This is a genomic window from Granulibacter bethesdensis (assembly GCF_001889545.1).
GTDB classification, from domain to species: Bacteria; Pseudomonadota; Alphaproteobacteria; order Acetobacterales; family Acetobacteraceae; genus Granulibacter; species Granulibacter bethesdensis_B.
Map to the genome: position 1 here is coordinate 2,525,456 of NZ_CP018194.1, position 16,739 is coordinate 2,542,194.

Sequence of the window (16,739 nt, forward strand, 5' to 3'; positions counted from 1 at the left end):
CGGGCGATCCGCCCGAAACTGCCCGGTCGGAAAGCACTGTCGTCAGGCAGTTTGCAGTACCTCCGACCGGCGGCCCGCGAAGAATGATAACTGGTTTCTGGCCGCCCAGTCGATCAGCTCCAGTTGACCGTCCGCATGCTCGACCAGCGCCGTACAGCTTTCCACCCAATCACCGTCATTGATGTACAGAACGCCATTCACCTCACGCATTTCCGCATGGTGAATGTGGCCGCAGACAACCCCGTCCAGACCACGGCGACGCGCTTCGCCGGCCAGAGCGTTCTCGAACCGGTCGATCGCCTTCACCGCTTCTTTTACCTGACGCTTCAGCCAGGCGGACAGGGACCAGTACGGATAGCCCATCCGGCGACGCACCGCGTTGAACCAGCGATTGATCTCCAGCGCCAGCGTGTAGGCCCAGTCCCCCAGCACAGCGAGGAACTTCGCGTAACGGACCACGCTGTCGAACTCATCGCCATGCATCACCAGAAACTGGCGGCCATCCGCCGTTTCATGCACGGCTTCCCGCATCAATCTGATCCCCGCCACTTCCAGCCCGTCCGGCTGAAGCCAGGCGCGGAACATCTCATCATGATTACCGGGGATGTAGATGACTTCGGTACCGGAACGGGCGTGGCGCAGGATCAGCCTTAATACCTCATCATGCTGCTGATCCCAGTACCAGGCTTTGCGCAGCCGCCAGCCATCAATGATGTCGCCGACCAGATAAAGCCGGTCGCACCTCACCCGCCGCAGAAAATCCGCCAGAAACTCCCCCCTGCAACCACGCGTGCCAAGGTGAAGGTCGGATATGAAAACGGTTCGGTAGTGTTCGACGCTGACCGGCAGGTCCATCCGATGGCCTCCTTGCTTTCCGCATGCCGGATAGGCCGATTTATCAGTCAAGAATCATGAATATTATGTGACTTGGAAGTGATGATAAAATTACTCCAAATATAATATATCTGAAATATTGTCGAAATACCAATGTCACACTTGAGCATCATAATCTGACATTCTCCCTTTTGGCATACGACAGCGCAGGCAAGCCGATCTTGATCGTCATTTTCAATCCGGCGGCAGGGCAACGTCGACCCGGCCGGCTTTGGGCCGTGCTGGATCTGCTGATTGAGCACGGGATCAAGGTCGAGCTTGCGGAAACGCGCCATCCCGGCCACGCCACAGAGCTGGCACGACAGGCTGCCGCCAGCGGTACCGACATGATCGTCGCCGCCGGAGGCGACGGCACCATCGCCGAAATAGCACAGGGCATGATGGGAAGCCCCGCCCGACTCGGCATTCTACCGCTTGGTTCCGCCAATGTACTGGCGCATGAACTGACATTACCGGTCAGGGCCAAGGCCATCGCCTCCACCCTCGCCTTCCGCCGCACACGCCCACTCTGGCCTGGTCTGGTGCAGGCCGGGCAGAGTCAGCGCCTGTTCGTTCAGATGCTGGGGGTTGGATTCGATGCCCAGGTTGTTCATCACCTGCCCCTCCCCTTGAAACGTTTTACCGGCCGCACTGCCTATGCCGTGCAAGGCATTCGGGAGATCGGCCGCTACCGCAGCACCCGCTTTCCGGTGATCATCGATGGGCAGCACCATGAGGCCGCCACCGTGATCGTCGCCAAAGGCCGCTATTACGGTGGCCCGTTCCTGCTGGCCCCTGATGCGGCATCCGACAGCCCCGGCTTCTCCATCGCCATGTTTCAACAGGATTCAACACGCGACATTATCAGATACGGGCTGCAACTGCTGTTCGGACAGTTGCCCTCCTGCGCCGGTCTGACGTTCCTGCGCGGCAGAGAGATCGCATTTCCGGGCGGCCCCATCCTGCCGGCACAGGCTGATGGCGACGCAGTCGGGCATACGCCGCTTCATATCGGCGATGCTCCATCCCCCCTGCGCGTGGTGGTGCCGTAAGGCCGGAAAACCGGGTTTTGATGACACCGGAACGGCATCTGACAGAAAATTCCAGCATGAATACGATAAAAGTATCATATCAGCCCTTGATATGACGGATTTTTTAATGATGATGCGCGGCAATAATGCGGGATTGAAATCAGGCTGACCGCACGCGGTGGTTGGCGTTCTTCCCTGTGATATGTTGATGGAAACGACATGAGCACCGACACGCACAGCGCCGCGATCCCGGTGAGTTCTGGCATCAGGCAGCCTTATCACCTTGTTGATCCAAGCCCCTGGCCCATTATTTCCGCCTTTTCAGGCGGCCTGCTGCTGTTCGGGGTCGCCGAATATGCCAACCACCACAGCAAGCTGGTTCTGCCCGCAGGCATCGCTGCCGTTCTGCTGTGCATGTTCGGCTGGTGGCGCCAGGTTCTGAAAGAAAGCAACACCCCCGGTCTGCACAGCCCGCTGACGCGCCTCAGCCTGCGTTATGCGATGCTGATGTTCATCGCGTCGGAAGTGATGTTCTTCGCCGCGTTTTTCTGGGCATATTTCAATTTCTCGATTTTCCCGACCAATATGGGCAACCTGACCAGCGCAGCCGCCGCTGTCTGGCCGCCGGCCGGGGTGCATACCTTCAATCCGCTGCATCTGCCGCTGGTCAATACCCTGATCCTGCTGACATCCGCCCTGACCCTCACCTGGGCGCATCACGGGATTGCCCATGGCAACCGCCGCACCCTGATTGTAGGGCTGCTTCTGACCATCGTGCTGGGTATGTCCTTCACGATCTGTCAGGCACGGGAATATTCGGAAGCGCCCTTCAAGTTCACCGATGGCGTCTATCAGTCCGTGTTCTACATGGCGACCGGGTTCCACGGCTTCCATGTCATCGTCGGCACCATCTTCCTGACCGTGTGCCTGATCCGCGCCCTGCGTGGCGGCTTCACCGCGGAGCGTCATTTCGGGTTCGAGGCAGCCGCCTGGTACTGGCATTTTGTGGACGTGGTGTGGCTGTTCCTGTTCGTCGCGATCTACTGGCTGGGTTATCGGGGCTGATCCCCCTCTGGAGACCGAAACGCCGATATGAAGGCGCCCCTCTGGCGGGGGCGCCTTTTTTCGTGAATATCAGACCTATGTCCACCTATCGCCGTTTTCTGATTCCCACCGCAATCACCGTCCTGCTGATGGCGGTGCTGATCTTCCTCGGCTGCTGGCAGGTCCAGCGTCTGCACTGGAAAACCGGTATTCTGGCCCAGCTTGACGCGGCCGAGGCCGCACCGCCGACGCCACTGCCTGACACACCCTTGCCGTTCCAGAAAGTCGTCGTGACGGGCACACTCGTCCCCTCGGAAAGCGTATTGTTCGGCGCAGAAGCCCACGTGACCCAACTAGGGGAGCCAATGGGGGCACAGCTTCTGATGCCCCTGTCACGTCCCGGCCATAAAGCGGTGATGGTGCAGCTCGGCTGGGTGGCCGATCCCCCCGGACGGAATACGCCCGTGCCTGCCGGGCCTGTCACCATCACGGGTTACATCCTGCCGGATCAGAAAAAGGGTTGGTTTACGCCCCCGGCCGATTTGGCTCATCACCATGTCTATCTGCATGATTCCGCCACCATCGCCGCCCTGAGCCATGCCGGTGATATTGAACCCTATACGCTGGTCGCGCTGTCCCCCCTTTCGCAGGACAACGGACATCCAATCCCGGCGGAGGGGTTGCCTCGCCCGCAGAACAATCATCTGGGGTATGCGCTGACCTGGTTCGGTCTGGCGATCACGCTAGCCCTGCTCTATGCGAACTGGCTGAAAAAGGCGCTCCGCTCATGACCAATTCTGCCGCAGCCTCTGCCCCTTATGCGTGGTTGAAGGACCGTTTCAACCGCATCGCCACACTTCAGGAAGCGTCCAGCATGCTGGGCTGGGATGCATCCGTCATGATGCCGCCGGGTGGTGCTGCGGCACGGGGTGATCAATTGGCCCTGCTCGCCGGAATGGCGCATGAATTACTGGTCGATCCTGCCACAGGGGATGCGCTGGCATCCGCCGCGCAGACACCGCCTGCCGATCTGTGGGACCGACGCAACCTGCAACTGATGCAGCATGCCCATATCCGCGCCACAGCCTTGCCGGGCGATCTGGTCATGGCCCTCAGCAGCACCTGCTCCTCCTGCGAGAAAATCTGGCGGGAGGCACGGGCGCAGAACGATTTCGCCCGCGTGCGTCCAGCATTGGAGGAGGTGATCAACCTCACCCGTCACTCTGCGAACGCGCTGGCGCCCGTGCTGGGCCTGTCCCCGTATGATGCGCTGATGGACGGGTTTCAGCAGGGAATCGGCGCCGCTGACGTAGCCCCGGTTTTCACTGCCTACGAAACCTTCATCGCCGAGGCGCTGCCCCGTGCGGAGGAGCTTCAGAACAGCCGCCCTGCCCCCATCCCACTCGGCGGACCATTTCCGGAAGCGGATCAGGAAAGCCTCTGTCGTTTTCTGGCGGAACGGGCAGGGCTGGATTTCACCAGAGCAAGGCTGGATCGCTCCACCCATCCTTTCTCCGGCGGGACGCATACCGATCTGCGGATCACCACCCGTTATGATACCGCCAATGTGTCGTCAGCCATGATGGGGGTAATGCACGAAACGGGGCATGCGCTGTACGAAGCAGGTCTGCCGGATGCATGGAACAGGCAACCGATCGGGGAAGCAGCCGGCATGGCCGCCCATGAAAGCCAGTCCCTGATCGTTGAGATGCAGGCCTGCCGTTCCGACCCTTATCTCTCCTGGCTCGGCCCGGTATTGAAAGAGCGGTTTGGTGGGGATGCGGAACTTTACAGCCCCGGCAATCTCGCGGCGCTCTGGCGGCGCGTGGAGCGGGGCTTCATCCGGGTCGATGCCGATGAAATGACCTATCCGGCGCATGTCATCCTGCGATTCCGTCTGGAACAGGCGCTGATTGATGGCAGTCTAGCTGTGTCTGATCTCCCTGCCGCCTGGAATGAGGGGCTGAAAGCGCTCCTCGGCATCGTGCCGCCGGATGACCGGCATGGCTGTTTGCAGGACATTCACTGGTATGATGGCGCGTTCGGCTATTTCCCCAGCTACACGCTCGGGGCCATGGCTGCGGCGCAACTGATGGAAACAGCCCGCGATACCACGCCAGGACTGGATGAAGCGTTGGGGCGCGGCGATCTGTCACCGCTGATCACGTGGCTGCGGACCGAAGTGCATGAACGCGGCAATCTGCTGGGTTTCAATGATCTGTTGCGCGCCGCAACCGGCAAACCGCTTGATCCGGCGGCCTTTCTTACCCATCTGCGTCAACGTTACCTTGATTGAACGCCTGTCAGGACGTGCCCCGCGCTTCAGGCAGGGCGGCAAAGCCCGAAACCTCCCTTTTACCAGCCCTCGCACCGCCATAGATTGAATCCATGCGTTATATCTCCACACGGGGCGAGGCCCCGATCCGTGATTTTTCAGGCGTTCTGCTCGCCGGTCTCGCCGAGGATGGCGGGTTGTATATGCCGGAATCCTGGCCGCAGCTTTCCCGCGATGAGTGGCGCGCGATGCGCGGCCTGCCCTATCCGGATCTGGCGGCACGGATCATTCAGCCTTTCGTCGGCAACTGTATCCCGCCCGAAACCCTGCTGACACTGTGCCGCGATGCCTATGCGGGCTTTACCCATCCGGCCATCGTGCCGCTGGTACAGCTTGATCACGACGTCTATACGCAGGAGCTGTTTCACGGCCCGACCCTTGCGTTCAAAGATATGGCCATGCAGCTGCTGGGACGGCTGTTCGATTACGTACTGAGCCAGAGCGACCGCCGCATCACCATTGTCGGCGCGACCTCCGGCGATACCGGCTCCGCCGCTATTGAGGCCGTGCGGGGACGGGACCGGGTGGATATTGTCATTCTCCACCCCGAAGGCCGCACCAGCGTCGTGCAGCGGCGGCAGATGACCACCGCCATCGCCCCGAATATCGGCAATGTCGCCGTACGCGGCACGTTTGATGACTGCCAGGATCTGGTCAAGGCGATGTTCGCCGATGCTCCTTTCCGGCAGGAAATGAGCCTGTCTGCCGTCAACTCCATCAACTGGGCGCGGATCGCGGCGCAGATTCCCTATTACGTCTACGCCGCCCTTCAACTTGGTGCGCCGGACCGGGAGGTGGCATTCAGCGTGCCCACCGGAAATTTCGGCAATGTGCTGGCCGCTTACGCCGCCCATCGCATGGGGCTGCCTGTGGGCAGGCTGGTTGTTGCCTCCAACCGGAACGACATTCTCTACCGCTTCCTGAGCGCGAACGACATGTCGGCACGCCCGGTCGAGCCCAGCCTGTCGCCGAGCATGGATATTCAGGTCAGCTCCAATTTCGAGCGCGTGCTGTTCGAATTGCTGGATCGTGATCCTGCTGCCACCGCCGCCACGATTCGCGCTTTCCGGGAGACAGGCCACATGCCGGTGGCCGAGGCCACATGGCAGAAAGCGAGATCCCTGTTTCAGGGCTTCCGCATGGACGACACCGACACTGAAGCCGCGATTCGCGCCTTGCGGCAGGAAACCGGCTATCTGGCCGATCCCCATAGCGTCATCGGCATTGCAGCGGCACGGAGCCTGCGTAAGGCAGGCAGCCTGTCGGCAGATCGCCCCGTCATCGCCATGGCGACGGCCCATCCGGCCAAATTCCCCGATGCGATGGAACGCGCCACCGGTGAGCGCCCTGCCCTGCCCCCTCATCTGAACGATCTGTACGACCGCGAGGAGCGGTTCACCGTCGCCGACAATAATCTGGCGGATATCGAGGCTCTGGTGCGCAACATCGCCCACCGCAATACAAGCCCGGCATCCTCCCCCGTAACCGGAGTGCCTGCCTGATGTCCGAAACCCTCGATGGGGGCGCAGTGCGCCTCACCCGCCTGCCATCCGGTCTGACCGTTGTGACCGAGCGCATGGAGCGGGTGGAAACGGTCTCGTTCGGGGCCTATGTCGGCGTCGGCACACGCCATGAAACCGCCGCGGAAAACGGCGTTTCCCATTTCCTCGAACACATGGCGTTCAAGGGCACGGAGCGCCGCAGCGCCGCGCAGATCGCCGAGGAAATCGAGGCGGTGGGTGGCCATATCAACGCCTACACCGCCCGGGAACAGACTGCCTATTACGTCAAGGTTCTGAAGGAGAACACCGATCTCGCCGCCGATATCATCGGCGACATCCTGACCCACTCCACCTTCGACACGGCGGAGTTCGAGCGTGAGCGGGGCGTGATTCTTCAGGAAATCGGTCAGGCCAACGATACGCCGGACGACATCATCTTCGACCATTTTCAGGAAACAGCTTTCCCCGGTCAGCCGATGGGCCGTCCGACACTGGGAACCGAAACGATTATCCGCGGCCTGGAACGGGACGTGGTGGCCGGCTATATGCGGCGCCACTATGCGGCCTCCAACATGGTGGTCGCGGCAGCCGGCGCGCTGGAGCATGATCGCATCGTCGATCTGGTACAGCAGCATTTCGCCGATCTGCCCGCCTCAACGGCGCTGGACGCCTCCCCTGCTGATTACAAAGGGGGAGAATTCCGGGAAAACCGTGATCTGGATCAGGTCCATATCGTGCTGGGCTTCCCCAGCGTGAGCTATGCCGATCCTGATTATTTCCCGACCATGCTTCTCTCCACCCTGCTGGGTGGCGGCATGTCATCGCGCCTGTTTCAGGAAATCCGTGAAAAACGGGGGCTGGTTTATTCCGTCTATACGTTCAGCCTGCCTTTCCTCGATGGCGGCCTGTTCGGCATCTATGCCGGCACGGGCGAGCAGGAAGCGAAAGAGCTGATGCCAGTCACGCTCGCCGAGCTGCTGCGCGTGCAGAACGATGTGACCGAGCAGGAGCTTCAGCGTGCCCGTGCGCAGGTGAAGGCATCCGTGCTGATGTCACTGGAAAGCACCGGCAGCCGCTGTGAACAGATTGCCCGCCAGTACCAGATTTTCGGACGGCTGGTGCCAACCTCCGAAACCGTGGCGAAAATCGACGCCGTGACGCTGGACGATGTCCGGCGTGTCGCAGCCTCCCTGTTCCGCGCCAGTCCTACTCTGGCCACGCTTGGACCAGCGGGCCATGTTCCTGACCTGACCCGTATCACTGGATCGCTGGCAGCATGATTACTTATCTGGATTTGATCGATCAGCTTCTGACCCATGCGAAACGCGCGGGTGCAGACGCCGCGGATGCGCTGATCGCAGCGGGCACCTCGCTTTCCGTCCAGCGGCGTCTCGGGAAAACCGAGCATGTGGAACGCTCGGAAGGCCGGGATCTGGGGCTGCGCGTCATGGTGGGGCAACGTGCGGCGGTCGTATCCTCCAGCGCACTCGACCCATCCGGATTTGCACGGCTGGCGGAACAGGCCGTTGCCATGGCAAGGGTTGTGCCGGAAGATCCCTATCTTGGTCTGGGCGAGGCGTTTTCTCCGGCGGATGCCAGCCTGCTCGATCTCTATGATCCGTCCGAACCGGATGCCGATACGCTCGGCGCACTGGCGGGTCGGGCCGAGGAAGCCGCGCTGGCCGTCAACGGTGTCACAAATTCCGAAGGCTGCGAGGCTGGCTATGGCAAGACGGACATTGCCCTGGGCACCTCCGCCGGTTTTCGTGGTGCTTATGCCCGCACCAGCTTTTCCTTCTCCGCCACCGCTCTGGCTGGCACCGGAACCGGAATGGAGAGGGATTACGATTACAGCACAGCCGTGCATTTCAGCGATCTGGAGCAGCCGGAACTGATCGGCCGGACCGCCGGAGAAAAAGCCGTCGCCCGTCTGAATCCGGGCCGCGTCAAGACAGCGCGGATGCCGGTGATTTTCGATCCACGGGTTTCAAACGGGCTGATCGGTCATCTCGCCGGCGCCATCAATGGCGCCTCAGTGGCCCGTGGCGGCAGCTTTTTGCAGGATCGTCTGGGGCAGCGCCTGTTCCGTCCCGGCATCGTCATTCGTGACGACCCATCCCGCCGACGCGGGCTGCGGTCCCGGCCTTTCGATGGAGAAGGCCAGCCCGTGCAGCCGCTGTCAGTGATTGAGGATGGTGTGCTGACAAGCTGGATTCTCGATCTGCGCAGCGCCCGCCAGCTTGGGCTGCATACTACCGGCCATGCCGCGCGTGGTACTGGTGGCGGCCCCTCCCCTGCGGTCAGCAATTTCTATCTGGAAGCCGGCATGCTCAGCCCGATGGCGCTGATGGCCGATATCAGCGAGGGGCTGTACATCACTGAAACCATGGGGCCGGGCGTCAACCTGACCACCGGTGATTACAGCCGTGGCTGTGCCGGTTTCATGATCCGCAACGGCGCACTCGCCGAACCGGTGGCGGAGATTACTATTGCCGGACATCTGCTCTCCATGTTTGCGGAGCTGACGCCGGCGGATGATCTGCGCTTCCGTGGCTCGGTCGATGCGCCGACGGTCCGTATCGACGGCATGATGGTCGCCGGAGCCTGAAAAAAAGCCCGTGCACGCGGCCTTCATCCTGAATCCGTAGCGATTTTCGTGCCTCCGCTACAGTTTCGGGAAAATGCCCCTATATTAGGGACATGATGATTCGGAACGGACCTACGATGCGCAAAGCTTTGCCGGTTTTTCTGGCCGCCACGCTGATCCTCTCGCCTGTTCTGGCACAGGCGAGGGCCGGGGGAGGGTCATCAATGGGCAGCAGGGGGAGCCGGACCTATTCTGCGCCCCGCTCTACCCCGGTGGCACCTTATGCCGCGCCGATGGAGCGCAGCTACACTGCCCCCAGTCGCCCCTCCTATAACAGTCCTCCCGGCATACGGCCCATGCAGCCTGCTATGTCCCGGCGCTCTGCCTTCACCTCCGGCCTGCTTGGCGGGCTGATCGGCGCAGGGATCGGTGGATTGCTGATGGGCCATGGGCTGTTCGGCGGTATAAGCGGGATTTTCAGCTTCTTCGGCCTGTTGTTGCAGATCTTCCTGATCGTGGTAGTGGTGCGTTTCCTGTGGCGCCGCTTCGCTGGTGGGAATGCACCTGCCATGGCGCCGGCAGGTGCCGGCTTGACCAACCCCTTCACCGGCAATCAGGCTGATCGTGGCCCGATGGGTGGAGGACAAGGCAGCATCCAGCCGATCCAGCTTTCCCAGGCAGATTACCAGCGCTTCGAATCCCTGCTGAAAGAGGTCCAGGCGGCCTGGACTGATCGCAATCTTCAGCAGCTCGGCAATATCAGCACGCCGGAAATGGTGGGCTATTTCAACGAGCAACTGACCGCCCTTGCCAGCCGTGGCCTGCATAATACCGTTACCAACGTCACCTTGCAGAAGGGCGACCTGTCGGAAGCGTGGCGGGAAGGCGCGCTGGAATACGCGACCGTCGCGATGCGTTTCTCCATGATCGACGCGACCTACGATTCCAGTGGCCGGGTGGTAGAAGGTGATGCTTCGCAGCCGCAGATTGCGACGGAGTTCTGGACCTTCGTGCGCAGCCCGGGTGGACCATGGATTCTCTCTGCCATTCAACAGACGCGATAACAGCGCGGAAAAAAAGAAAAAGCGCCCCGTCGAGGGCGCTTTTTTTATCAGCCGGAGAGTTCCGCTTTCTGTCAGCCTGCCGGAGAAGCCATTCCGGCCGGAACCTTGCCTGACTCATGCGGCGTCTGATGCGCAATCTTCACCATCGCCATCGCGTAAAACAGGAAGGACATCCCGAACAGCACGATCAGCATCGCCAGATTACGGCCCCGCCGTTTCCGACGAAGCTCATCAGACTGCTCCTGCGTCAGACGCGGGGGAAAATTCACCATGCCGATCACACGAAACGATCAACGGCCAGTGCCAAAAACAGCACCGCCAGATAGATCAGGGAGTATTTGAACGCGGCACGGGCAGGCGCATCCTTGGTCAGGCTCAGCCCGGCCTCATCCTGCCTGTCCCGCAGCACCCGCCAGCTCTGCACCAGAAAGCCGATGCTCAGCACGACGGCGGAGAGTCCGTAAACGCGTCCGGTATCACCAAGCGCCCAGGGCAGCACCGCGATCACTGACAGCAGCACAGTATACGCCATGATATGCTGACGGGTTTTACGTGCCCCCGCCACCACCGGCAGCATCGGCACCCCGGCCCGCTCATAATCCATCTGCGCCCAGAGAGAGAGCGACCAGAAATGCGGAGGCGTCCAGAAAAAGACAATGGCGAACATCATCACTGGCATCAGATCAATCGTGCCGGTCACCGCCGCCCAGCCGATCACCGGCGGAAAGGCACCTGCGGCGCCCCCAATGACGATATTCTGCGGCGTGCTCCGCTTCAGCCACATCGTGTAGATCACAGAATAGAAAAAGATCGCGAAGGCCAGAACCGCAGCGGCAACAACATTGGTTGCCAGCCACATCACCAGCACCGACCCGACCGCCAGCACGATACCGTAGCCCAGAGCCTCGCCCGGCTCGATCCGGCCTGCCGGAATCGGACGGTTTTTGGTCCGGCGCATCACCGCGTCGATATCGCGGTCGTACCACATGTTGATCGCACCGGAGGCTCCGGTCGCAACCGCGATGCACAGGATCGCAATGGCACCCAGAACCGGGTGCAGTGAGCCCGGGGCCACCAGCATGCCGATCAGCCCGGTAAACACGACCAGACTCATCACCCGCGGCTTGAGCAGGGTCACCCAATCCGCTGCCGAGGCCATGCCAGGCAGTGGAGCGGAAAGCGGCAGGGAGGATACCTCCCTGCCGCCATTGACAAACGCACTGTCGCTCATACGTCTTTCATCCGTCCCGAGGGAACCGTGCGTCAATTGACGCGCGGCAGTTCCTCAAAGGTGTGGAAGGGCGGCGGAGAGCTGACGGTCCATTCCAGGGTCGTCGCACCCTCACCCCAGTAATTCGCAGGCAGATGTTCCTTCGAGGTGAAGGTCTTGTACACCACGAACAGGAAGATCAGCACGGAAAAACCGGAAATATAGGCGCCGATCGAGGCCACATAGTTCCAGCCCGCGAAGGCATCCGGATAATCCGGATAACGGCGCGGCATACCGGCCAGGCCCAGGAAGTGCATCGGGAAGAAGGTCAGGTTCACACCGATGAACGTCACCCAGAAATGCACCTTGCCCCAGAATTCCGGATAGGGACGGCCCGTCATCTTGCCGATCCAGTAGTAGAAGCCGGCAAACATGGAGAACACAGCGCCCAGTGAAAGCACATAGTGGAAATGCGCGATCACATAATAAGTGTTGTGCAGCATCTGATCGACACCGGCATTGGAGAGCATCACACCCGTAACGCCACCGACGGTGAAGAGGAAGATGAAGCCAACGGCCCAGAGCATGGGGGTCTTCATCTCGATGGAACCGCCCCACATGGTGGCGATCCAGGAGAAGATCTTGATGCCCGTCGGCACGGCGATGATCATCGTCGCCGCCATGAAGTAGGCGCGGGTATCGACGCTGATGCCGGAGACGAACATGTGGTGCGCCCACACGACAAAGCCCACCACGCCGATCGCCACCATGGCATAGGCCATACCCAGATAACCGAAGACCGGCTTGCGGGAGAAGGTGGAGACGATGTGGCTGATGATCCCGAACGCGGGCAGGATCATGATGTACACTTCAGGGTGACCGAAGAACCAGAACAGATGCTGGAACAGCACCGGATCACCACCGCCTTCGGGGGCGAAGAACGCTGTGCCGAAATCACGGTCGGTAATCAGCATGGTGATCGCACCCGCCAGCACCGGCAGGGACAGCAGCAGCAGGAACGCGGTCACAAGCTGCGCCCAGACGAACAGCGGCATCTTGTGCAGCGTCATGCCAGGAGCGCGCATGTTGAAGATGGTGGTAATGAAGTTGATCGCCGCCAGCAGTGACGAAATACCGGACAGATGCAGCGCAAACAGCGCGCAGTCCATGCCGATACCGCTCTGGAACGTGCTGTTGGACAGCGGCGGATACAGTGTCCAGCCCGGACCGGCTTCCCCCAGATAGAGCGCGTAGCTCAGCAGGGCGAAAGAAGGCACCAGCAGCCAGAAGCTGATATTGTTCAGACGCGGAAAAGCCATATCCGGCGCGCCGATCATCAGCGGCACGAACCAGTTGCCGAAACCACCGATCAGCGCAGGCATGACCACGAAGAAGATCATGATCAGACCATGCGCCGTAACGATGGCATTCCACTGCTGCCCATCACCGATCAGGGTGCTGTGCGGATGCATCAGCTGCGCACGCATCAGCATGGACAGCCCAGCTCCAAGAAACGATGCCAGCACGGAGAAAATCAGGTACAGCGTCCCGATATCCTTGTGATTCGTGCTGAACAGCCAGCGGGAAATAAAGCCCGGCTTGTGATCGTGATGATCACCGGCATGGGTATGAGATGTTGCAGTCGCCATTTCGTTAGCTCCCTCAGACACCGATCCTTGACGGATCAGCGCCCCCCTTCTGCGAACTGCCGCGGGATGGTCTGCCCGGCCGGCGTATTATTGAGCGACGTTTTTTTCGTCTTCTGGCTTTCCGCCCATTTCTGGAACTCTTCCGGAGACACCGCCTTCACCGCGATGGGCATCTGGCTGTGGAAAGCCCCGCAGATCTGGTTGCATTCGCCATAATAGACGCCCGGCTTGTCCGCACGGAACCATGTTTCAATGGTACGGCCCGGAATAGCATAACGCTGCACGCCAAGGCTGGGAATAAAGAAGCTATGGATCACGTCGGCACTGGTGACCAGGACGCGGACATTCTTGCCGTAGGGGACGACAACCTGATTATCCACGGACAACAGACGAATCTGACCCGGCTTCAGGTCTTCATCCTGAATGACCCGGCTTTCGATGCTGTCGATGCCATTATCAGGATAACCGTATTCCCAGTACCACTGATGCGCGGTCACTTTCAGAGTGACATCAGGGTTATGGGTCCGGTCTTCATAATAGACCAGACGGAAAGACGGAATGGCAATCACCGCCAGAATCAGGGCGGGGATCAGGGTCCAGGCGATTTCCAGCCAGGTATGGTGGCTGGTACGGCTGGGAACCGGATTGCGTTTCGCGGAGAAGCGATATGCGCACCAGCCAAGCAGGGCCGCCACGAATAAGACGATGGCGGTGATGATCACCATGATCAGATCATGCAGGGAATCGATCCGCTCTTTCAGCGGGCCGTATGCGGTCTGCATGCCGATTTCCCACGGCTTCGGCACACCAAGACCGGTCTCGCCGGACTGGGCATGGGCCGAACTGGCCATGATCTGGGCAAGCGCCACCAGCACGCTGGCAGCGAGAGACTTTCTTAAAAATGAATTGGCGGCAACGCGCCGCAAGAAGGACACCATCGGCCGTTTCATCCCGGTTCTGGAGGATACGGCCGGAGAGAGCCGCATCTTTGCGCCAATCGGCTACAGGACTCCCCGCCCAAGATCAAGCGTTTGTGAGAAAAATGCCGCAGCACCGTTGTTGAACGACAATTTATTACCGGAAATCAGTCGTTTTGGAGCTGTACGAGCGTAAAGATACCGAATGGTTGCACCGGCGTAATTTCCGCACGGGCACGATCCTCCGGCGACAGAAGGGCCTCGAACGCAAAATCAGGATGCCAGCCCAGCGCATGGGAAGCAGGCGCCATGGCGCGTTCGATCCACCAGCGCGGGCCTTTTTCCGCAGCAAAATGATTGACGAACAGCAGCCAGCCACCAGGACGGACCACACGGCGCATCTCCGCCATCAGCTGTACCGGATGTGGCACAACTGAAGCGACAAACATCGCCACCGCGATATCAAAGGAATTATCCGCGAAGGACATTGCCTCCGCGTCCATTTCCAGCAGCGTCTCGACATGGGCAAGCTGCTGCTCACGCACACGTTCCCGGCCCAACGCCAGCATATCGGTTGAAAGATCAATGCCGGTAATCCGCTTGTCCCGGCGATAGCGGGGTAAAGCAAGGCCGGTTCCAACCCCCACCTCCAGCACCTGCTGACCGGGCAGCCGGTTCACGGCCTCCACAGCGCGGCGGCGTCCATAGGCGGACACGCCGCCAAACACCGAGTCGTACACCTTGGCCCAGCGCCGGTAGGCATCTCTCACCGCATCCGCATTCAGGCTGGTATGGGGCACAGCCTGAGGCCCACGTGCATTCTCCGCGGCACCAGAGCTGGAAGACGCATTCTGGGCAGAGGTCTGCGGAATCTTCATATGAGAGGTCGACAAGCGGCACCGCTCCGGATGTAAGCCACAAAAGTGCTGATGTGGGTAGGCGACACGCTCCAACTGCGCAAGCCCGAACAGAAACACCGCCCTCAGCCCATCTGCCGGACGCCTCCCCCCTGCCCCCTGCTACTCCGAAGGCGTATGAGGAAAGATCCGTCTGCCAATGCCCTGATCACTGACAGAACAAGACAGACGCGATCTATCCACCGCAATCAGTCGGCGCGTGTCAGATTGACAGCCGCCGCACGACCATTCTGTTGCTGCTCGATTTCGAAATCCAGTTGCTGGCCTTCATTCAGGCTCCGCAGTCCGGCTCTCTGAACCGCACTGATATGGACGAAAACATCTTTTTCACCCGTGGAGGGGGCAATAAAGCCATAACCCTTGGTCGGATTAAACCATTTGACCGTGCCGTGTAGCATGGCGCGCTGCCTTTCTTTAGACGGCGCCCGCACATGGACCTGGCGCCGAAATTGACGTCAACGCCGGGCCGGAATTTTCCGAACAGACGCCGTATTTTCCTCTTTGGCCAGAAGCGTTTCTATCGAACGCCTTCACCAGCCGGAGGAAACGATACGTCGGTCTCTCGGTATCTGCAACAATGTTATGAGGTGATTTTTTCTGCCTATCAGGCAGCATCATCCCGCCGGTCACGCACTTTTACGTAGGCCAGAGCGGCATGTTCTGCACAATACGGCTTCCCGGCCATAGCGGGCGCATCGCAGAAGCGGAACTCTTTCGTACCCGGCTCCCCGATCGGCCAGCAACAGGAAACCAGCCGCCCACCAGCGGGAAAAGCCGGGGCCGCCACTTTGGAGACCGCACGCGGAGCGGGGCGAAGAGCAGGCGCAGACGGGGTAGAAGAGGCCGCAACGGCGGCAGGCTGCACTGACGGAAGCACTTTGTCTTCCCTGGCAACACTCCCGGCTGCAACGACCGGCACAGACCCCTCTGCCGGTTCACGCACCTCTTCCGCCGGAGCGGCAGAGACTGGCGCAGAAGCAGGTTCCACCGGCCCAGAGGCAGCATCAATCGCGATGACGGGTTCATCCGCCACAACGGCAACGGTTTTTTCCTGCACTGCCAAGGCAGGGACAGCGGCAGGCTCATGCCCGAGTGAGGGATCAGCCATGGAGGGTAGCGTCACGGTACTGGAGCGCCGGCTGCCGGGTGAGGGGCGGGATGCCACCCCATCCCGCCGGATCGGCGAGGGGCGGGCCGCCAGATTGAGACGATGCGCCTTACCCACCACGGCATTTTTGGAAATACCCATGCGCCGTCCGATTTCGGCGGTTGAAAGCCCTTCATCCCAAAATGCGCGGAGCAGGGTGATTGCCTCGTCGCTCCACTCCATATCGTGCGCTCCTGATCTTCGATGCCACTAAATACAGTATGTTTGCCGTTTTTCTCAACGGGGACATACGCCATAAGTTGTGGAAAACTCCATTAAACGACTCTGTCTACACACAGAATGGTGATCCTGGCCACACAACGAAACCGGATCAGAATTGTGGCAGATTGGCGACATACTTTTTCCCTCCTGTGGCAAACAGGCTTTCTGGAAAGTTTTTCTCTTTACATGACGTGACTTGTCGGCCTTTCCTCATGTCATGGCGCAGGTGGGGACCAAGCCA

The 16,739-nt window shown here is 60.5% G+C and carries 16 protein-coding genes; 8 read left to right on the forward strand and 8 right to left on the reverse strand.

Annotation, left to right across the window (positions count from 1 at the left end):
• Positions 1-42: 42 nt before the first annotated feature.
• Positions 43-855, reverse strand: coding sequence for a UDP-2,3-diacylglucosamine diphosphatase (locus GbCGDNIH8_RS11615; RefSeq protein WP_072564000.1), 813 nt, complete (start codon positions 853-855; stop codon positions 43-45).
• 200 nt (positions 856-1,055) lie between these two features.
• Between GbCGDNIH8_RS11615 and GbCGDNIH8_RS11620 the strand changes: the two genes are divergently transcribed.
• The 8 genes from GbCGDNIH8_RS11620 to GbCGDNIH8_RS11655 all read left to right on the forward strand — a co-directional run bounded on the left by GbCGDNIH8_RS11620 (position 1,056) and on the right by GbCGDNIH8_RS11655 (position 10,436).
• On the forward strand, positions 1,056-1,925 hold the full coding sequence (locus GbCGDNIH8_RS11620) for a diacylglycerol/lipid kinase family protein (protein WP_072573309.1): 870 nt from the start codon (positions 1,056-1,058) through the stop codon (positions 1,923-1,925).
• Positions 1,926-2,123: 198 nt separating this feature from the next.
• A complete protein-coding gene (locus tag GbCGDNIH8_RS11625; protein ID WP_072573310.1) occupies positions 2,124-2,969 on the forward strand; it encodes a cytochrome c oxidase subunit 3 in 846 nt (281 codons plus the stop codon).
• A 62-nt stretch (positions 2,970-3,031) separates the two neighbouring features.
• Positions 3,032-3,739, forward strand: a complete 708-nt coding sequence (locus GbCGDNIH8_RS11630) for an SURF1 family protein (protein ID WP_157692644.1) — start codon at positions 3,032-3,034, stop codon at positions 3,737-3,739.
• Positions 3,736-5,244: a carboxypeptidase M32 gene (locus GbCGDNIH8_RS11635; protein ID WP_072573312.1), complete on the forward strand. Its 1,509-nt coding sequence runs from the start codon at positions 3,736-3,738 to the stop codon at positions 5,242-5,244. The genes GbCGDNIH8_RS11630 and GbCGDNIH8_RS11635 overlap by 4 nt, the downstream gene beginning before the upstream one ends.
• A gap of 92 nt (positions 5,245-5,336) precedes the next feature.
• Positions 5,337-6,785, forward strand: a complete 1,449-nt coding sequence (thrC, locus tag GbCGDNIH8_RS11640; protein WP_072573313.1) for a threonine synthase — start codon at positions 5,337-5,339, stop codon at positions 6,783-6,785.
• Positions 6,785-8,065, forward strand: a complete 1,281-nt coding sequence (locus GbCGDNIH8_RS11645; RefSeq protein ID WP_072573314.1) for a M16 family metallopeptidase — start codon at positions 6,785-6,787, stop codon at positions 8,063-8,065. Before thrC ends, GbCGDNIH8_RS11645 begins: the two co-directional genes overlap by 1 nt.
• Entirely contained in the window at positions 8,062-9,393 is a 1,332-nt protein-coding gene (locus GbCGDNIH8_RS11650) for a TldD/PmbA family protein (RefSeq protein ID WP_072573315.1), read from the forward strand. The genes GbCGDNIH8_RS11645 and GbCGDNIH8_RS11650 overlap by 4 nt, the downstream gene beginning before the upstream one ends.
• Before the next feature lie 116 nt (positions 9,394-9,509).
• Positions 9,510-10,436 carry a Tim44 domain-containing protein gene (locus tag GbCGDNIH8_RS11655; protein ID WP_072573316.1) on the forward strand — a complete coding sequence of 309 codons (927 nt, stop codon included), beginning with the start codon at positions 9,510-9,512 and terminating at the stop codon, positions 10,434-10,436.
• Between the two features lie 71 nt (positions 10,437-10,507).
• On the opposite strand, the gene GbCGDNIH8_RS11660 is transcribed toward GbCGDNIH8_RS11655, so the two are convergent.
• The 7 genes from GbCGDNIH8_RS11660 to GbCGDNIH8_RS11690 form a co-directional block, all read right to left on the reverse strand.
• Positions 10,508-10,708, reverse strand: a complete 201-nt coding sequence (locus GbCGDNIH8_RS11660) for a hypothetical protein (RefSeq protein ID WP_157692645.1) — start codon at positions 10,706-10,708, stop codon at positions 10,508-10,510.
• Positions 10,709-10,713: 5 nt separating this feature from the next.
• Entirely contained in the window at positions 10,714-11,667 is a 954-nt protein-coding gene (locus GbCGDNIH8_RS11665; RefSeq protein WP_072573318.1) for a heme o synthase, read from the reverse strand.
• 32 nt (positions 11,668-11,699) lie between these two features.
• Positions 11,700-13,295 carry a cytochrome c oxidase subunit I gene (gene ctaD, locus GbCGDNIH8_RS11670; RefSeq protein WP_072573319.1) on the reverse strand — a complete coding sequence of 532 codons (1,596 nt, stop codon included), beginning with the start codon at positions 13,293-13,295 and terminating at the stop codon, positions 11,700-11,702.
• 35 nt (positions 13,296-13,330) lie between these two features.
• Positions 13,331-14,233 carry a cytochrome c oxidase subunit II gene (coxB, locus tag GbCGDNIH8_RS11675; RefSeq protein ID WP_072573855.1) on the reverse strand — a complete coding sequence of 301 codons (903 nt, stop codon included), beginning with the start codon at positions 14,231-14,233 and terminating at the stop codon, positions 13,331-13,333.
• Between the two features lie 146 nt (positions 14,234-14,379).
• A complete protein-coding gene (locus GbCGDNIH8_RS11680) occupies positions 14,380-15,090 on the reverse strand; it encodes a class I SAM-dependent methyltransferase (protein ID WP_081369002.1) in 711 nt (236 codons plus the stop codon).
• 227 nt (positions 15,091-15,317) lie between these two features.
• A complete protein-coding gene (locus GbCGDNIH8_RS11685; RefSeq protein WP_025318397.1) occupies positions 15,318-15,527 on the reverse strand; it encodes a cold-shock protein in 210 nt (69 codons plus the stop codon).
• Between the two features lie 206 nt (positions 15,528-15,733).
• Positions 15,734-16,459 (reverse strand): GcrA family cell cycle regulator, encoded by a 726-nt coding sequence (locus GbCGDNIH8_RS11690; RefSeq protein WP_072573320.1) that lies wholly within the window; start codon positions 16,457-16,459, stop codon positions 15,734-15,736.
• Positions 16,460-16,739 lie beyond the last annotated feature (280 nt).

Coding starts and splice junctions, on each gene's coding strand:
- GbCGDNIH8_RS11650 (WP_072573315.1), top strand. CDS start 8,062: ATGATTACTTATCTGGATTTGATCGATCAGCTTCTGACCCATGCGAAA.
- GbCGDNIH8_RS11685 (WP_025318397.1), bottom strand. CDS start 15,527: ATGCTACACGGCACGGTCAAATGGTTTAATCCGACCAAGGGTTATGGC.
- ctaD (WP_072573319.1), bottom strand. CDS start 13,295: ATGGCGACTGCAACATCTCATACCCATGCCGGTGATCATCACGATCAC.
- GbCGDNIH8_RS11680 (WP_081369002.1), bottom strand. CDS start 15,090: ATGAAGATTCCGCAGACCTCTGCCCAGAATGCGTCTTCCAGCTCTGGT.
- GbCGDNIH8_RS11645 (WP_072573314.1), top strand. CDS start 6,785: ATGTCCGAAACCCTCGATGGGGGCGCAGTGCGCCTCACCCGCCTGCCA.
- thrC (WP_072573313.1), top strand. CDS start 5,337: ATGCGTTATATCTCCACACGGGGCGAGGCCCCGATCCGTGATTTTTCA.
- GbCGDNIH8_RS11615 (WP_072564000.1), bottom strand. CDS start 855: ATGGACCTGCCGGTCAGCGTCGAACACTACCGAACCGTTTTCATATCC.
- GbCGDNIH8_RS11690 (WP_072573320.1), bottom strand. CDS start 16,459: ATGGAGTGGAGCGACGAGGCAATCACCCTGCTCCGCGCATTTTGGGAT.
- GbCGDNIH8_RS11635 (WP_072573312.1), top strand. CDS start 3,736: ATGACCAATTCTGCCGCAGCCTCTGCCCCTTATGCGTGGTTGAAGGAC.
- GbCGDNIH8_RS11625 (WP_072573310.1), top strand. CDS start 2,124: ATGAGCACCGACACGCACAGCGCCGCGATCCCGGTGAGTTCTGGCATC.
- GbCGDNIH8_RS11655 (WP_072573316.1), top strand. CDS start 9,510: ATGCGCAAAGCTTTGCCGGTTTTTCTGGCCGCCACGCTGATCCTCTCG.
- coxB (WP_072573855.1), bottom strand. CDS start 14,233: ATGGTGTCCTTCTTGCGGCGCGTTGCCGCCAATTCATTTTTAAGAAAG.
- GbCGDNIH8_RS11660 (WP_157692645.1), bottom strand. CDS start 10,708: ATGGTGAATTTTCCCCCGCGTCTGACGCAGGAGCAGTCTGATGAGCTT.
- GbCGDNIH8_RS11665 (WP_072573318.1), bottom strand. CDS start 11,667: ATGAGCGACAGTGCGTTTGTCAATGGCGGCAGGGAGGTATCCTCCCTG.